Raw genomic sequence first — 16,171 nt, 5'->3', positions numbered from 1 at the left:
CTTATTCCTTAATGATGTTAGGGCTTTGGATTTGGATATTAAAGGTGCTCAAGCCGTCATTCGGCTTAATGACAGCAGTGCCAATCACTGATTTGGATTTTAGGAAGTCCAGTGGCTGGTAATGCACTCGAAAATTGTATTGCTCGGTTTCAGGGCTAGTCGGATTAATCACTGCACCACCAATCGGTGCAAGATATGAGTCGGGAGTGATATCAGTGTCTGCAGGAGAGACTAGAAAACAACGTAATGTATTTGATAAGGCGGCCAACCATTGTGTCGAATAAAGGTCATCAACACTGATTTCTTGCTCCCCATTTTTTACCGTAAAAGGGCACTTCATCATGGCGTTTAACCAAGCATAATAAAGTTGCTCAAAGTAATTCATTGTTTGCCGATCAAGGTAAATTACCTCAGCAGTGCAATGAACTGGTGTCTCTCGGGCAATGGCTCCTTCTAATAGGGTTTGAAAGTGCGAATTACGAAACCGTGTTGGCCAATCAGGAAGCACAAAAAAGACACTGCGTTTGACATCCGTCTCAGATACATCGCTGTCTAATAAGTTAGCTGCCCACAAAAGTGTCCCTTCTAGTACATACATGCCCTCCTTATTATTAATAGACAAGGGTAATACATTGGTTTTATTCACCCCTAAAAAGCGCAAAATTCGATGACCTAAAGCGGTCATATGGTTTTCTTTAGGGTTGGCTTTTAAGTAATTAAAACCACCACTTCTATAACGGCTTAATCTTGGGTAATCCAATAACAAGGAGGCCTTATCAACCACTTTCTTTAACTGAATCATACGCTTCAAAAAAGCCTTATCAGTCAATGTTGGCACTGCTAAGCCATGCTGTTCAGCACTGTTTTTTAACCTTGTCAGGTAAAAGCTCAAGACATCTTCATACTGGAGAAGGTTGGCATCGAGAGAGGTTTGGGCATAGCGTGCTAGCAAATGCGCCATGCCACGATTTAAACGCTCCAATAACGGCAGACTAAATGCACCTTCTGCAATCGGTTGGAAACCCGATTGAGAGTAATTGTGCCAATAATCACCTAATAGGTTTTCCATACCACTAATATCAGAAACGGGTTGACTCACATAGGTATTAGGTAGATGCGTAACAGCCTGCCAAAAAACTGATAACTCTTGCTCTTTCAGGGGTTCACTGGCTAGCATCTTGTCAAAAATACAGGCCAATGATTCAAATTGGCCTTGGGTAGGCAGGGCTAACAAGGTTTTTAAAACTTCTAGTTGCGCAAATTGATCCGCTAAGATTTGATCAAAAAGACTGAGAAAGCCCTTAAACTGCATTATTTTTGCCATTTCCTCTGTATCAATATTCCCATTAAGTCGTTCATCTACCAATTTATAGACGCTGGGAAATTCGTGCTGTAATGACACATAAGCACTCAACTCACGATACTTACCTTGCTGATAAAGCGTGAGATCCTTTAATTCAGACGCAGTAACCGCTTCATCACTGATTACAGCGGTCGTTAGGCCATCAAGAATGTCATCAATTTGAGCCTGATTAAGCGGATAAACCTGCCCATCTATCTCAATTTCAAGAGTGGTAAGTGTGGAAACTAAATCCAATGAAAACGACTTTGCAGACTCAGTTTCATCTAATACATATAGCCAATGCACACCGTTATCCTGAGTGTTTTCGTCCTCACTCGATTCAACTGAAGGCACAAATGTTAAGGTTTTAATTTCCTCAAGAGGCGTTATATCTGCAAGTGCAGCAATCAGATCTGAGGTAAACAAGGTATCAGGAAAATCCGCATTATCCAGTTCATGATTTGCGATAAAGCCTTGGTGCACTAAAGGGCCCTGCATAATCTCATCTGGAGTTAATCCCTGATCCATTAGTGCTTGTAAAGATTGCCTATTAACCCCGAGAGAGATGGCATCAGACAAACGGCGAAAAATGTCGACTAACGTTTCAACAGGGTCTTCTATGGGGGAGAATGCAAAAGCTAATTTAAGGGTAACCGGGTGTTTTTCGATAAAGTTCAGTTCAGCAATATCATCATTAACATTACGCTCTTGCAAAAAACGCTGTCGTATTTTGGCCGCTAAAGCAAGGCGCTTAGTATCTGTTGATATGTCATAACTATCATCTGTATCAATCGTTACACTGTATCGTCCTTGATCGTTTTGTTTTAGCGACGCTGAGCGAACCCCAGCAACATCCAGAATAAGGCGTTGATAATCCGCTAGGGTAACCGCATTGCTCGGTAAGATGTCTGGCGCCAACCAGAAAGGAGTTGCCTTTTTAATTTGCTGCTCATCAGGCCATGACATTAAATCCCGTATGGGAAACCCAAGTCGATAACTGAGATCAGAAATAACAAAGGCCAGTATCTCGAGCAAAGTGATACCTGGGTCTGTCGAATTATGATCCGTCCAAGTCTCTGGGGCATAAGCTTGAATGGCAGCGAGCGCTTGTTCCTGTAATAAAGAAAGGTTTTGCCCATCCTGCTCTCTGGGCGAACGGGAAATATAGGTCGTCGAGTTTGTCATAAGGCAATATCACCAAGGAGATAAAAAAGGAAAGAGATGGAAAAGTTTAAAAATCAAAGGCCTAACTTTCGGTTCTGAAGATTTCCGTTAAAAAATTTCTTATATAAAGAGAGTTAAGGCGTAGTCATTAAAGACACCCTGCCCCTTCTTCAAGGGGAGAGTGAAATAAAATCAGCATTTGAAACAAAGGAGGCAGCTCCTAGTTCACGGTAAAATCAAGCTCAATGCGCCATTTACCAACACCAGTCATAATCGCGACATCCTGATCTACCAGAATGATTTTTTGTGTTCTAGACGGTACTAGAATGGCACTCTCGCTCGAGGGTGTTATCACATTATTATCGCTATCGTATCGGGTTGTTATATCTCCCTTAGTAACCGCTGCTTTGAGGTAATGCACCACATCTACTGCATCGTCTTGCTCCAACATAGCTGCCAGAGCGGTTAGATGAATACTTTGCCTAAATTGCACAAGGTTGTTGCCCGCAACGTTTTGCCAAGGGGTGAGATAGTCAATCAACTTTTGGCTCAGACTAGAAACAACCGAATCAATATCAAACCCCGAATATATTTTCAGCGCCACATCAAAGGTGACTTCTTCATAAATCGGATCTCGAACCTTGATGTCTAAGTCAGGGGGACACACAGAAGCAATAAAAGTTTGAATACGATCATGCATATACAAGGGTAATTTCGGCTGTAAAATGCTGCTATCGTAATTAACCGGCACCAGCATTAATTCAATATCCGCAGCCCCTTTATCACTAGCCTGAGGTACATAACACCTAGCCAAATAGACTTCGGGAAATTGGTTTAACACCAAGTGTTCATAGTCCCATATGGTCAATGCACGTTGTTTATGCCTTAAGCGCTCGCTGGCCCGTATTGACAATTGCGTATCCGTCTCCTTAGCACTAGCACCAAAACTTGGCCAAGGCTGTAACACCTCACTGATTTGTGGATCAGCGGTTACTAAGTCCGAAATAGAAAGTGCAGGAAGAGGCTGAGTGAAGTGTGAGGCATCAATACCATCATCCACCAGCTCTGCTAATACCCCTTGGCAATAAACCCCTCTGATTTTGGAATAGGAAACGGGCTCATCATTACCGTTATAAATGGATAACTGTAACCAAAGCAGACCATCATCCAAGCCAGATAGAGTCGGCTCTAATTCAGGTAACTCAATCGACACTACTCCCGAATTTAATAATTGCTGAGTCGAATCCTCAAGGATGCGTGCTTCGCCAGATTTTGCGCCTAAAGCGCTACTGGGAATACCTTGAAAACCCTTTGTACTTAAATAGCGCCAATCGGCAAAATAATCATCACTGATGTTGGTTGCGTCAACCGGGTCAATTTGAAAGTACAACCTCACCTGAGATGGGGTAGATACATTCTTCAGTCCTAAATAAAGATAAGCGCTTTCTGCAATGGTAGGTAAAAAGGCAACATAGGAACCTTGAGGTATCGCAGGGCGACCAATGGGGTGTATTTGTTGCAATAACGGTGGCTCATGGGTTGATAATGCACTCATACTGATGGATGTCGAACTATGGTAAGACACCTTAATACTGTCGAGTTGAGGCGTATAAGGCGGCATTATCTGAGTTGTTTTTTGCTCACTATCACCCTGTAATATCTTGGCATTTTCATAGGCAATATATTGACTGACCTGACTATAATCCCCGTGACCAAAATCATTTTCAGACAGGGTCAAACCATAATATTTGGGCCATAAACTGGCTTTTTCTTGGGTAAAAGGTAAATCTTCCCACTCATAAAGGGCGCCATTTGCATAAGCCTCGGCATCATCCTTTATAAAGGTCATGGTACGCGAATCAAGGTTATTGACTATGTTACTATCGGTCTCAAAAATGGCCACGCTCGCTAATGCATCAATACTGTCTGAACGGCTTTGTAGCAGCAAAGGCATCACCCAGTTAGAGTTTTCATCCTCAAGCCGATTAACCCGATAGTCCTGATAAGCTTTATAATAATCAGCTAAAGGCTGAGGACGCCCTAACCAATTTAATGTCAAACAGGCCTTCGAAATTTGCTTAACTAATAACTCAGGATGAGTAAAAGTAAAACGATTACCAATCAAGGGCTGAAAGCCAAATGGCTCTATGGGCCCAGTGGTATCCAAAGCACCATTATGATTATCAGCAATGACGCCCTCCAATTCAGAAACCTCAATATCTATATGTAACTGATTAAAGATACGCTTGGATAACACATTTGCTTGGGTGTGTTTTTGAGCTTTGAGCATAAAGCGCAAATGAGGTAGAGGGCTAACACCCGAATCCAAATCCCCCTCTAAACCCGTAATAGCAGGAAACTGATCACTAAAAGTAAGCACTAAATCATAGTGTCTCCCCTGATCATCAACATTTGCTTGCATAGACCAAGCTGGTGCTTCCGGTGTCTCAAGACTGCTATCTAGAGCTTGTATATTCGTCCCAGTAGAGACAGCAATATCAAACCACTCATCCAAAAGCAACGGGGTAACTTCAGCATTTTCAGATCGTTCAAAAGCCAGTTTGATCACCCTTTTCCCACCAGATAAATACAAACAAGGGGACGCTAAGGTAAAGCCCACCTGACTAAAGCTTTGCTGTTCAGTTAACCCCTCGTTAACCTTTAGTTTATCACCAAAGGTTAAAGCCCCCTCCTCTGACAACGCCAAGCCATCATCTAAATGAATATGTCGAGTCAACACTCTTTGATCACTTTGAATGCCAGATAAAGTATCCATGCGCGCAACTTGGGCATGATTTATCACGGCATTGGCAAGTGTTTGGTATATAAGAGGTTCATCATTAACATCACTGCCCCCATTAAACCGAGTTCCAGCCGGCAATGTCATAGACTTTACGCTGTCACTTAAGCTCAGTACCAAATTCACCTGATCTAATGAAGCACCATTGGGTTTAAAACCTAAAACATCCTGGTAATAGTGCTGTTTGTGCAACTCGGTAAAATCAGTAAACTGCTGTTTTGGATAAGCCATCAAGGTAAAAAAGGCTAATAAAACCGCAATATCAGGACGACTGGCTAATTCAGTAATCGCATCGGTAACCCTATCCCCCTTTAATAAGGCTTCTAGTCCTAACGCTTCTATTTCAGTAGGAAGCGAACTAGACCAGTGATCCGTAACGAGATGTGTTTGTGTATCATAATATTGCACCTGCTTACTGGCTTCTCGTAGATAGCTCATCCACTGACTAAAGCTGCGTTCCTCAATAGCATAGTAGGACGCCGCCATGGCATCTAACTGACGCTTTGATTGAGTAACGCCAGCAGTGGCTCTTGAGAGCGTTTTTTTGGTAAAAATGTTGGCAATAGTCTCTGACATAATAGGTTCCTGATAGATGCCACTTACTTTGATAGGGTGTTAATGAATTGCTAAACTGGCCGATTGCCCTCCCATCACAATCGATAGGCATCACCAAATAGGTCGCATAATTGAGTAAAGAGGTGGCGCTGCTTTTAACGTTTACTTTCAAGGAGTGGGTAAAGAAAAGTCGTAGTTCTTTAAAAAAGGCTTAGAGCATTGTTTTAAATTTTTGACGGTTAAATTGAGACCTTTTTACAAAGTCGCGAGCAAAGCCAAGACGAGGAAAAAATAGACGAAAAAGCAGAGTTTATAAGTAATAAATGAGTATTGTGAGCCTATTTTAAACACTGTATTGACGGGCACAGCAGTTGTACAAAGGTCTTAAATCGACTTTTCAGCCAAATAGAAGGGGTACACCATATTATTACGGGCATTGGTTTGTTTTACTGTATAGACCAATGAAATATTGATCAGGCCGTCATATAAATCACTTAGATCATACTCAATATCATCAAGTCTGATTCTCGGCTCGAATTCCAAAATAGAAGAGGCAATTTCCTCTTTTAATTCCGTTAACATTAAGGGTGTTGCCTCGCCAAAAACAAAGCTAGCCAAACCGCTGCCCAATGTGGGGTTCATCGCCCGCTCACCCACTAGAGTATTAAGCAGGATATACACAGCTTGCTGTAATAACTCAGTATCATCCGTCATTTCTGGGCCGAGTTTTAAATTTGTAAACTGGGGCGGGAACTTCCACCCTAGACCCACCACTTCTTTTGCTGCCATTATTTAATCTCCGTTAACTTCGCTGTGATAGTGACATTACCGTCTTTGGCTATAATCGCTAAGTCTTCCTCCGCTTTCAAAACGGTTTCTTTTCCTAACAACACACTGCCTTCAGCAAGAGTAAGCATGTCTTTGTCTTTGTCTTTGTCTTTACTTTTTACAATAATCCCCTTGGCAGATGCGTTAAGCGAATAGGTCTCACCTAACGCCTTCAATTGAAGGCTTTCTTCACCCTTTGTCGTATCTGCAATCAGCGACATTTGCTTGTCATCCACCTTGACAAATAAACCACGTTTAAGGTTCGTTTCTCCATAATCAAAAGGGGGTTTATTAACCTTATTATGACAAGCTCCCATGATCATGGGGTAAGACGGGTTACCGTCAAGAAACGTCACCATGACTTCTGCACCTTTATCAGGTGGGAAAAAGAATCCTTCCTTTTCTCCTGCAAAAGGCGTTACTAGTCGTGCATTCAATGTATTTTTCCTATCAATAGCGGGGATAATCACTGACAAGGTATGAGGTAACTTTTCGTTCTTTTTTAATTTAGCGACTTTTGCCATAGTCGCAGGCATTTTTGGCACGCTTGCATTGTCATTGTATAGGGTCTTAGCTAGGGGCAAGCCAAACTCGATATCAATAAACCAATTCGAGCTGGTAAAACGATGCCGTATCCCGGTCACAAGGTTTTTATCAGCAAATTTTGTCCCGACGCCCTTCACCTTGAGTGAGCTCAACAATTTTAAATCAGCCACCTTCTTCATACTTTGTACGGAAGATAACGTCAACCAACCTTGGCTTTGATCAAGCAAACGAAAGTTAGCTTCGGCGTTGGCTCTGGCTTTTATCTGCTTCTTACTAAGGGGTGCTGCCATCGAAAGACTAAGAGCCTTGTGACTGTATAACGAGTCTGATTTTGCCCAAGCTTTTAGGTTTGCATTCGAAACTGCCTTGACATTATCTTCTGCCTTGACATTATCTTCTGCCTTGACATTATCTTCTGCCTTGACATTATCTTCTGCCTTTATATCTTCTGCCTCTATAGACTTTGACATATCTAAAAAATGACTAGAAATCAGTTCTACTCTAGACTGGGCATCAAATTGCATTTGGCAATCTATCACTTCGCGCAGAGCGAACGGCTCGGGCTCGGGCTCTGAATTAAATTTCAAAGTGGCTAGGTTGATCAGACTGTCTCCTTCTGGGGTCGGGCAAAAAACCGCACCATTTTCTATCATTCTGGCAAAGATAATTTGCCAAGGGGTTTGCTGAAATGCCGCAAATTGCGGGTGTGTAATTTCATTTTTATTAAGGTCGACGATATCGTTAAAAGCATATTGACTACCTAAGTCTGCCACGTCTTTAATAAGCTTGCCATCGTCTATTTCGGTGCTACTAATGAAATTTACGGGCCGCTCAAGTAATTTTACCGCCTCTCCTTTAGCCACAACGATTAATAGGGTATTACCCTTATTAATGACCACTTGGGTTTCTATCACTAAACCTGAAAAAATTAAATTTTTAGTATCATCAACACCCGCATATAAAGTGATCGTTTCTCCGGGAGAAAAATCATCCGAATCGGACATCGCAAAACTTTCTTTTGCACTGTCACCGTCGCGAATGGCAATGGTTAAATAAGGGATTTCATTTATCTGGTAGGCGCATTCAAAGTGATGCACTTCGTGCTCAAGGATCACCCTCTTTGCTTCGTGCTCAGGCGTCTCCCTCTCCCCTACCTTCAGTTTCAATCTCGCCATTATGGTCTCCTTGTTTCATGCAGGTTAAACAGCGATTACCTATCTAAAGGAGGGAATTCTACTGAGCCACCCACTTTAAGATGACGCACCGTATTTAGCCCGTTCGCTTCGGCGACCGAATGCACATAATCCGGCTCACCATAGGTTTTATTGACTTTATTCACCAATTTGTCGCCACCAAAAGTCTGATAAATATGGGTTAAATCCGGTGATGAGTAGCTAATTTGTTTATCAGATTGTGAAGCGCTTTTGCACTCCATGAACTTCAAATCAACCGTTGCTTTAATACGGTTACCTCGAGAGTCAACTATATCGTTGCTAATTTCCATGCTAGAGAGAAAACCACTAAACCCCGTATGAGGACCTTTGACCATGGGCATTTGCAATGGGGTAACACGAATGAAGCGTGGGCTATGCAGCTCGCCATCGATAGCAAACATGACTAACAGCTTTTTTATGATGCTATCCACGCTATCGGGGATAAGATTAGCGGGCAAAGCAAAGGCAGCTTCATTAGAGTAAGTCGTATCATCTAATAACAGTTTTATGTTCATTTGGGACGGCTCAGAATAATTGAACTTTACTATCGATCCACTCCCATTTGACGTTTTTAGTTGTTTTACGCAGTGTGAATAAGTACTTTTTAATGATTTCATATCATAAGGCACTTCCACGCTCCCTATTTCATGAGCGCGAGTGCAGACCTTGTCATCGTAGGATGTGATCTTCACTCGGGGGGATAATAATCGGGTCGGGTCATTCACAAAGGACATAGTTAGGGCCTCTTTTTCAAGCGGTCGTGCTCAATGGCACGATCTACATAACGTCGTATGGCATCAAATTCGCCGTGAATTTTACAATCCATCTCAGTATTCACACTTTTCAACTCACTTTCTAACTGAGTAATTCTTTGCATAGCACTTTCAAGCTTGGCTCCACTATCCAAATTCTCTGTCTTTTTATTCTGCTCATCACCTTGCACTTCATCCTTTGTGGTAAGTTTTGCATTCACTTCGACACGAGTTTCAGCGTCATCACTCATCAGTGACCTCCTTCTCATTCCTTCAATTAAAAGCCTTGGTTAGTTGCAAAGAGGTCCGGTAACAGGCTTTTTTACTTAATTATTTTTTAGTATCTTCTACCGCGGAATCGATGCACCTTCCACCGCACCCTCTATTTCTTCCTCAATCACATCACTAACTTCCTCAATCACATCACTAACTTCATCAATGACCTCATCTACTTCATCCTCTATGACCTCAACCCCCTCCTTGACCTTACTTACGACTGTCTCTTTAACCGTTTTCACCGCTTTTGATGCCTTGGCAGCCAGGTCATCAACAAAGGCAGGCTTGTCAACTGGCATATAAATGAGGCTGCTATAACTAAACTCCATGGTTTCAATCAAGACATCCTTCGCATCCCCATTCACACCGTCCCAGCTCCAACTACTCAAATAAGCATTATTAATCATCCAGCTGTTAATCGGTGTATCTTGCTCATCCAGCACAGAAACCAACAAATCTTTACTTAACATACGCGTGCCCCACACGCCACTTTGCACAAGTTGACTAATGACTAACGGGCTCGCATTTAACATCACACCTCGTTTTAAGGTTAAGGTTTGCTGAGGTAACTCAGATGCTAATGTGGTCATTTGACCTTCCCGGCTAATGGTACGTGACATTTTTAAGCCACTGACTTCTTTAAATCGAATATCAATAGGGTTAGGTACACCGGTGGAAAAAATCACTACCATAAAGCGGTAACCCACGATGGGGTAATCATTACTGGTACTCATGTGATCCCTCAAACATAACACTCTAAGATAGCCGCTTCGAATAAGATCAAAGCGGCTTGTAGTCTAAAAACTTAGTCTACCTTTTATTAATGAAAAACGACTTTCACATCGTCAGCCATTAGCTCAAGAGACTCAACACTGGCTTCATTCGAACCACCATTGATACTCGGTGCCGTCAACTTTTTCGGAAACGCATTAATAATGTTCCATGTCACCAACAAGGTATCACCGGTTTCATCGGTAAGGGAGACACTTAAATCACGTTTATCCACCATGTTTAGGCTAATAGAAGCAATCCAGTCATAAAACTGACTGCCTTTACGCACCAAGCCACGCTTCATCGTTATATTCACATCGGTTGGTTGACCAGGCATGTGCTTCTTACCTTTACCATCTTTATAGGTGATGGTTTCAACACCGACATCCAAACCTGAGACTTCTGTAAAAGGAATACTCTCTTCTCCAAAATCCACAATAAATCGGTAAACCGGAATAGGATACGTATCTGCAATCGTCTGAGCTGAATCAGCCATATAAAAACTCCAAAATTATATAAAAAATAAGTCACTAAAGAGCACCTCCTGTTCATAGAGGTGCATGGGGTAGGATCTAAAAATTAACCGTCTTGAGATTTATGCTGGAACGTCAGTTCAATGAACTCGGCAGGACGTGAAGGCGAAATACCAATTTTGATCTTCATCAAACCTTCCAAAATATCTTGCTGGGTCATACTTTCGCCCAAACCTACATTGACGAAGAAGGCCTCGGATTCAGAAGCGCCAGTTAATGCACCCTGCTGCCATAAACTACGCAGGTAGTTTTCTGTCATGGATTTAAGCTTTAACCAGGTAATGGGCGTATTTGGCTCAAAAACAGCAAAGGCGGTGGCCTTCATCAAGGTTTCTTCAACCATATTGAATAAGCGACGCACGTTAATATAACGCCATTCAAGGTCGTTACCCGCTAAGGTACGCGCCCCCCAGATCAGGTTACCTTTACCTGTAAAAGCACGAATTGCATTGATGGACTTACCCGCCGTGGCATCAACGTTAAGCGGCTCTTGCTGGCTATCATCAATTTTGATCATAGGTTCAAGCACTTGTTTTAATGCCACATTCGCTGGGGCTTTCCATACACCCCGCGAACCATCGACAGAAGCAATACAACCCGCTACCGCAGCACAAGGAGGTAGGATCAAATAGTTGCTACGCAATACCCCTTTGACGCTATTATAGGTGGCTGTATTCGACGCTTTAAGACTCGCTAAGGAAACAAGGTTACCTGCACCATCATTGACCATAGTCGTTGATTCATCATAACTGCGGGCAATAGCAGTGCGTAGATAAGGGTAATATGAGGCACCATACTTGAGGTCACCGACCACGTTACTGCGCATAGCAAGCGCATCACCCGCCTGGTTTGGCTCCAACAAACTGCCTTGCTGCACATCAATCAAGGCAAAACGATCTTTCAAATCACTCGCTTGCTGTAACGCGGTCGTGTGTATACCATAATGCTCCACCGCAGTTAATGTTACCGCTTCTGGAATCACAAATAAGGTCACTTCATCAATTTGAGCGATGGCTGCTAAACCATCTTCTAAATCACCTTTCTCGATGACTGTAGGTGTAAAAGTAACAGAGCCATCAGTTGCGGTAGTAGATGTTTCATAACCACCACAACTTACGACCCAGCAGGCACCGCCACCGTTAGCGAAATAATGCTGTATAGACTGATACAAAAAGAAGCTCGGCAAAGCATTACTATTGGCATCACTAATAAAGTATTCATCAGGCTCACCAACAACAGTGCTAACCTTGTTCTCGACTAGCAGTGATTCATAATACAGATCACCAAAAATCTCCTCATATTCCGCTAAGGTAGTAATACGGTAAGGCTTATTAATAATGCTTTTTGTTTCATCTTTTTTATCTGTAGTGATTTGGGTGTAACCAATAAACGCGGGAATAGACGTCGCCACTTCGGCTGCCGAGGTCGGTAATACTGACTCTTCTCGCATATAAACATTGGGGGTTTTGTATTGCGCCATTTTTAATACCTATTGTTAATAAAATGAAATGTGTAACCGCTCAAATTTCAATGTTCAGTTTTTAGTTTCTAAACAGACAGAATGTCATGGCTTCAAATGAAGATATGTGCCCGTTGGCAGTCCTGCTAAAGAATAAAATATGATGTGAAATGAGAAGGATTAGACGGTGCTAGATCACCTGAAACCGATTGACATCGCCTTCTACAACGGCTCCGCCAGGTCAGTCCCATGAACCAACCAGATTAAATATCGCTTATGCCACTAAGACGTTGCAGCCTAAGACTTTGTGAAAAGAATACGTGATTATCTTTCCTATCACTTCGTTAAACTATCTCATTGGAGGTAAGGAGTGAGAGATAAAAAGTAAGTAGTAAGGGAAAAAAGTAAGACAAAAACTAAGCCGAATAACTGAAAGCCGATGCCGAAAAGCAGCCAACTGAGGTATTCAGTGTGCCCTTTTCATTACGCACTTGGGCATAAAGGTAATAGTCACCCGGCTCCACCAAGCGCGGTACTCGCCTTAAGAACTTCACCATGTCATCATGTTCATAACCGGTTAAATGAAAATTTTGATTTTCCTTATATCCTATAGGGAAAGTAATCGAGACTGGCAGCTCGCCCACCCGTGTAAAAGCCGTTGCACGTTGTATCGGCGTATTCGAAGCCACCAAATAAAAATCTAACCAGACCCAACTACTAGGGTAGGTATTATTAGGATAATCCTCTGCAGCCAAATTTTCCAAAGCTATAGAACACTCTGTGAACAAGGAATTAGAACTATCATATATTACCTTCATCTCAGACACTCTAAGATTACCCGGCCCCTCATGATTAACTGGGAATTTTGAGAAATCGATGGTATCCCCTTCTTTACCCGCATAAACGTATTGCGCCTCATCAATCGTCGCCACGACCGCAAAGCCCTTGCCTGAACGCCTAGCAGGGTCACCAAAACTCGTATTATCAAAGGTGACTTGAGTGTCACCACTTTTAATTCTTGCTTGCACCGATTGGGTCACGTCTCGCGCTAAGCAGAGCTCATCATTGCCACCATAAATGGCAGAGTTTATCGTGATAGTCACGCTCATTAATTTCTCCTTTTAAATGGATTAAGAATCGATTAAGTCCTTTCTTAGGTAGTAAACTCAAAAAGTGATGAGACAAATAACGTTGATTGTTTAATTTATACGGATCGGTCGTGTCCATATGGTAGAGCCCTACATCCGCCCCCCATCGTTGACACTGTCAGGATTTGAGTTTCGTTTGTGTCGGTGTCAGGGTTATGGTAGCCCTCTCCGGTACGTGTTTGTCAGCCCCCACATTTGGGTATATCGCCGGCATAACGTCCACTTCACAAACTATTTTCCCTGCTAACACAGCAAACTCATTTCCCTTTTTAAGGGTTTTTGAAAGGGGGAGAGCCTCTATACTATATGATATAATCGCCCCATTTAGAAACGTACCATTCGTATATTTCGCACCTATCAACTTCTTATCCAGGAACTCCTTCACATCACTTTCAAACGCGATAGCATTTTTAGACTTAAGTTTGTTAGATGCCACAGGCAGCTTACCTAATAAAGGCGGATTCAGCTGTCCCTTATCAAGTTCCACCATTATTTGTACATTTGCTTCTACAGCCAGTTCCGACATTGTCTTTCCTTTTAATTGAGGTTGTTCAACTTTATCTAGTTAGAATGATGACTTAGGCAATTACTAGACAAAAGAGTTTTAGGAATTGGTCAACTCGCTAAATTCGCAATATTCTTAAGAATGACCTGCATGTCTTGTGAAATCGCTTTATCCTCTGCCATTCTTTCCCTCCAGTGTTGTGTAATAACACTCGCTGACCCACCATGACTGAGGTTAAAATAACGAGCAATCTCAATCACCTGTCCTACCACCTACTTCTGTCAAAATCCCATTTCATTTTCACGCCCACTAAACTCTTTTTTGGCCCCTTTATCACACGTGTTATTTCCGACTCTTCACAGTCATAATATGCCGCCACGCCACGCACCACACTTTTTATTCTCAACTCCGGTTGTAGCAGCCTTCCATTTTCAGAGGAAGGTAGACTTTGAAGCACGTGTCATACACCCTGAATTTAAAATCTATGCTGGCAAGTACCGCTGCGGTATTCCCCTTGTTATAAAAATCAACCAACTCACTTGTATGTCCTTGTAACACAAACAACTTATACTTCCTGGTATTTGTGCCTATGGTTCAGCATTTGGTAAGTATGATTAGTTTCTAGCCCAGCATCCCATTCGCGGTTATTGATAAAGGCAGGATAACTAGACCAAATATAATCAGCCAAATCATTCACCAGAGGGTGTTCATTTCTATTGGATTACACTGGATATGGCGACTTAGCTGAAGCAGATACCCATTCTTTACAACCAAAATAGCCTTATAACGACCACGAAATAGCGGCCCATCCCTGTGCTTGAGTTTGTTGTACCTTTGGGTATACACGCCATTAATAGACCGCATGATCCGCCCTAAATTAGCTTTAGGGGTTTCTATGAGTAGACAGTAATGGTTCACCATCAAACAGTAAGCATGAATGATGCAAGCTATCCAAAGCTTCACATTGGACCGTCTAGAACAAATCTGTGGCCTTCTTAAAATTACGCTTTCAGACCTATTTATTCTCTCTGAAAAGCAAACTGAAAAAGTCAGTCAGCTTACGCAAGAGCAAGAAAACGAGCTTCTCGCTTCTCCGAAGCTTCTAGTGGCAGCAATTTGTATAAGAGACAGCTGGTCGTTCCAAGAAATGATCGACTTCTATGACATCTCGGAACACGAAGGGATTCAGCTTATGTCCAAACTCGACAAGCTCAAAGTCATCGAATTTTTACCCAACAATCATTATCGCTCGCTCATAGCCCACGATTTTCGTTGGTTACCCGGTGGGCCGTTAGAAACCTTTATTGAGCACGAAGTGCTATCGAGCTTTATGAAGGCGAAAAAAGGAGAAGAATGGGATTATCGACTGTACTTAAGTGGTCGCTATTCAGAATCATCTATCGAAATTATCAGGCAAATGCTAGAAAAAGTCGCCTTTAAAGCATCGGCTCTAAACCAAGAAGACTCGGTTTTACCTATGTCTAAACGACAACGGACGGGCATGTTGTTCGCAATGAGACCATTGGACTCTGTCTTTATTAAATCACTGGAGCGTAAGAAGGGTTAAAGACGGGGCGCGGTTTCAGTTGCATTAGGTGTCTGTTATTCTGCTTCACTCAAAACAACGTATGAGAGAAGGATACTCCATGCCACGTCGACCTAGGATTTTTATTCCGGGAATGCCGGAACACATTATTCAGCGCGGCAATAACCGCCAACCGATTTTTGCCAGGGATGAAGTCTTTCGAGCTTATGCTCATTGGCTCAAAGAATACTCAGTGAAATTTGAAGTATCTATCTATGCTTCGGTATTTATGACCAATCATATACACCTATTATGTGCTGGAAGTTCAGAATACAGTATTTCAAAAATGATGCAGCCGCTAAGACGTCAATATTTATGTTCCTTCTTTGTCAGATACCAACGTACAGGTAATCTATGGGAAGGGCGATTTATGTCCTGCTTAGTTCAGGACGAAGGTTACCCGTTTCAGCTTTATCGATATATAGACCCCAACATCGTCAGGGCTGATATGGTAAATGATCCTGCGGATTGCTCCTGGTCGAGCTACCGCTGTAATTCATTTTGTATCGAAACTGGGTTTCGTACGCCGCATCCGTGTTAGACCGCCCTAGCCAGTTCAAAAGAGCGACGTCAGGAGAACTATGGAAGTCTTTTTAAGCATCATGTTTCCGGATCACTGCTTGCTGAAGTGCGCCTACTCCCCACCAAGGGCTTTCCTTTAGGAAACGACAGAGTCATAGATCAATACGATGC

General features: G+C 42.4%; 13 protein-coding genes. 2 read left to right on the top strand and 11 right to left on the bottom strand.

Annotated elements, in window-relative coordinates; genetic code table 11:
• Position 1: 1 nt before the first annotated feature.
• The 11 genes from DFP79_RS12115 to DFP79_RS12065 form a co-directional block, all read right to left on the bottom strand.
• A complete protein-coding gene (locus DFP79_RS12115; RefSeq protein WP_133504209.1) occupies positions 2 to 2,527 on the bottom strand; it encodes a hypothetical protein in 2,526 nt (841 codons plus the stop codon).
• A 199-nt stretch (positions 2,528 to 2,726) separates the two neighbouring features.
• Positions 2,727 to 5,882 carry a baseplate J/gp47 family protein gene (locus tag DFP79_RS12110; RefSeq protein ID WP_133504208.1) on the bottom strand — a complete coding sequence of 1,052 codons (3,156 nt, stop codon included), beginning with the start codon at positions 5,880 to 5,882 and terminating at the stop codon, positions 2,727 to 2,729.
• A 363-nt stretch (positions 5,883 to 6,245) separates the two neighbouring features.
• Entirely contained in the window at positions 6,246 to 6,650 is a 405-nt protein-coding gene (locus DFP79_RS12105) for a GPW/gp25 family protein (RefSeq protein WP_133504207.1), read from the bottom strand.
• Positions 6,650 to 8,410 carry a phage baseplate assembly protein V gene (locus DFP79_RS12100; protein WP_133504206.1) on the bottom strand — a complete coding sequence of 587 codons (1,761 nt, stop codon included), beginning with the start codon at positions 8,408 to 8,410 and terminating at the stop codon, positions 6,650 to 6,652. The genes DFP79_RS12105 and DFP79_RS12100 overlap by 1 nt, the downstream gene beginning before the upstream one ends.
• Before the next feature lie 35 nt (positions 8,411 to 8,445).
• Positions 8,446 to 9,183, bottom strand: coding sequence for a CIS tube protein (locus tag DFP79_RS12095; protein WP_243730263.1), 738 nt, complete (start codon positions 9,181 to 9,183; stop codon positions 8,446 to 8,448).
• A gap of 2 nt (positions 9,184 to 9,185) precedes the next feature.
• The gene (locus DFP79_RS12090; RefSeq protein WP_133504204.1) at positions 9,186 to 9,452 is read right to left on the bottom strand and encodes a hypothetical protein; all 267 of its coding nucleotides are present in this window, start codon (positions 9,450 to 9,452) and stop codon (positions 9,186 to 9,188) included.
• A 96-nt stretch (positions 9,453 to 9,548) separates the two neighbouring features.
• Positions 9,549 to 10,211, bottom strand: coding sequence for a phage tail protein (locus tag DFP79_RS12085; protein WP_133504203.1), 663 nt, complete (start codon positions 10,209 to 10,211; stop codon positions 9,549 to 9,551).
• An 86-nt stretch (positions 10,212 to 10,297) separates the two neighbouring features.
• Entirely contained in the window at positions 10,298 to 10,744 is a 447-nt protein-coding gene (locus tag DFP79_RS12080; protein WP_133504202.1) for a phage tail protein, read from the bottom strand.
• Between the two features lie 83 nt (positions 10,745 to 10,827).
• Positions 10,828 to 12,261, bottom strand: a complete 1,434-nt coding sequence (locus DFP79_RS12075; protein ID WP_133504201.1) for a phage tail sheath family protein — start codon at positions 12,259 to 12,261, stop codon at positions 10,828 to 10,830.
• A gap of 395 nt (positions 12,262 to 12,656) precedes the next feature.
• Positions 12,657 to 13,349 carry a hypothetical protein gene (locus DFP79_RS12070; RefSeq protein ID WP_133504200.1) on the bottom strand — a complete coding sequence of 231 codons (693 nt, stop codon included), beginning with the start codon at positions 13,347 to 13,349 and terminating at the stop codon, positions 12,657 to 12,659.
• Positions 13,350 to 13,506: 157 nt separating this feature from the next.
• Complete coding sequence (locus tag DFP79_RS12065) at positions 13,507 to 13,914, bottom strand: hypothetical protein (RefSeq protein ID WP_133504199.1); 408 nt, start codon at positions 13,912 to 13,914, stop codon at positions 13,507 to 13,509.
• Between the two features lie 916 nt (positions 13,915 to 14,830).
• On the opposite strand from DFP79_RS12065, the gene DFP79_RS12055 reads away from it, so the two are divergent.
• Together DFP79_RS12055 and DFP79_RS12050 are read left to right on the top strand one after the other, a co-directional pair.
• Complete coding sequence (locus tag DFP79_RS12055) at positions 14,831 to 15,460, top strand: XRE family transcriptional regulator (RefSeq protein ID WP_133504198.1); 630 nt, start codon at positions 14,831 to 14,833, stop codon at positions 15,458 to 15,460.
• A gap of 79 nt (positions 15,461 to 15,539) precedes the next feature.
• Positions 15,540 to 16,019: a transposase gene (locus DFP79_RS12050; protein ID WP_208111433.1), complete on the top strand. Its 480-nt coding sequence runs from the start codon at positions 15,540 to 15,542 to the stop codon at positions 16,017 to 16,019.
• The last annotated feature ends 152 nt before the right edge of the window (positions 16,020 to 16,171 follow it).

Origin of the sequence: Marinomonas balearica (assembly GCF_004362145.1) — a bacterium.
In the GTDB taxonomy this organism is placed as follows: Bacteria; Pseudomonadota; Gammaproteobacteria; order Pseudomonadales; family Marinomonadaceae; genus Marinomonas; species Marinomonas balearica.
The sequence above is the reverse complement of the archived record's forward strand: the minus strand, read 5'-3'. Positions and strand labels throughout refer to the sequence as shown.

Coding starts and splice junctions, on each gene's coding strand:
- DFP79_RS12055 (WP_133504198.1), top strand. CDS start 14,831: ATGATGCAAGCTATCCAAAGCTTCACATTGGACCGTCTAGAACAAATC.
- DFP79_RS12090 (WP_133504204.1), bottom strand. CDS start 9,452: ATGAGTGATGACGCTGAAACTCGTGTCGAAGTGAATGCAAAACTTACC.
- DFP79_RS12070 (WP_133504200.1), bottom strand. CDS start 13,349: ATGAGCGTGACTATCACGATAAACTCTGCCATTTATGGTGGCAATGAT.
- DFP79_RS12105 (WP_133504207.1), bottom strand. CDS start 6,650: ATGGCAGCAAAAGAAGTGGTGGGTCTAGGGTGGAAGTTCCCGCCCCAG.
- DFP79_RS12110 (WP_133504208.1), bottom strand. CDS start 5,882: ATGTCAGAGACTATTGCCAACATTTTTACCAAAAAAACGCTCTCAAGA.
- DFP79_RS12100 (WP_133504206.1), bottom strand. CDS start 8,410: ATGGCGAGATTGAAACTGAAGGTAGGGGAGAGGGAGACGCCTGAGCAC.
- DFP79_RS12065 (WP_133504199.1), bottom strand. CDS start 13,914: ATGTCGGAACTGGCTGTAGAAGCAAATGTACAAATAATGGTGGAACTT.
- DFP79_RS12085 (WP_133504203.1), bottom strand. CDS start 10,211: ATGAGTACCAGTAATGATTACCCCATCGTGGGTTACCGCTTTATGGTA.
- DFP79_RS12095 (WP_243730263.1), bottom strand. CDS start 9,183: ATGTCCTTTGTGAATGACCCGACCCGATTATTATCCCCCCGAGTGAAG.
- DFP79_RS12050 (WP_208111433.1), top strand. CDS start 15,540: ATGCCACGTCGACCTAGGATTTTTATTCCGGGAATGCCGGAACACATT.
- DFP79_RS12080 (WP_133504202.1), bottom strand. CDS start 10,744: ATGGCTGATTCAGCTCAGACGATTGCAGATACGTATCCTATTCCGGTT.
- DFP79_RS12115 (WP_133504209.1), bottom strand. CDS start 2,527: ATGACAAACTCGACGACCTATATTTCCCGTTCGCCCAGAGAGCAGGAT.
- DFP79_RS12075 (WP_133504201.1), bottom strand. CDS start 12,261: ATGGCGCAATACAAAACCCCCAATGTTTATATGCGAGAAGAGTCAGTA.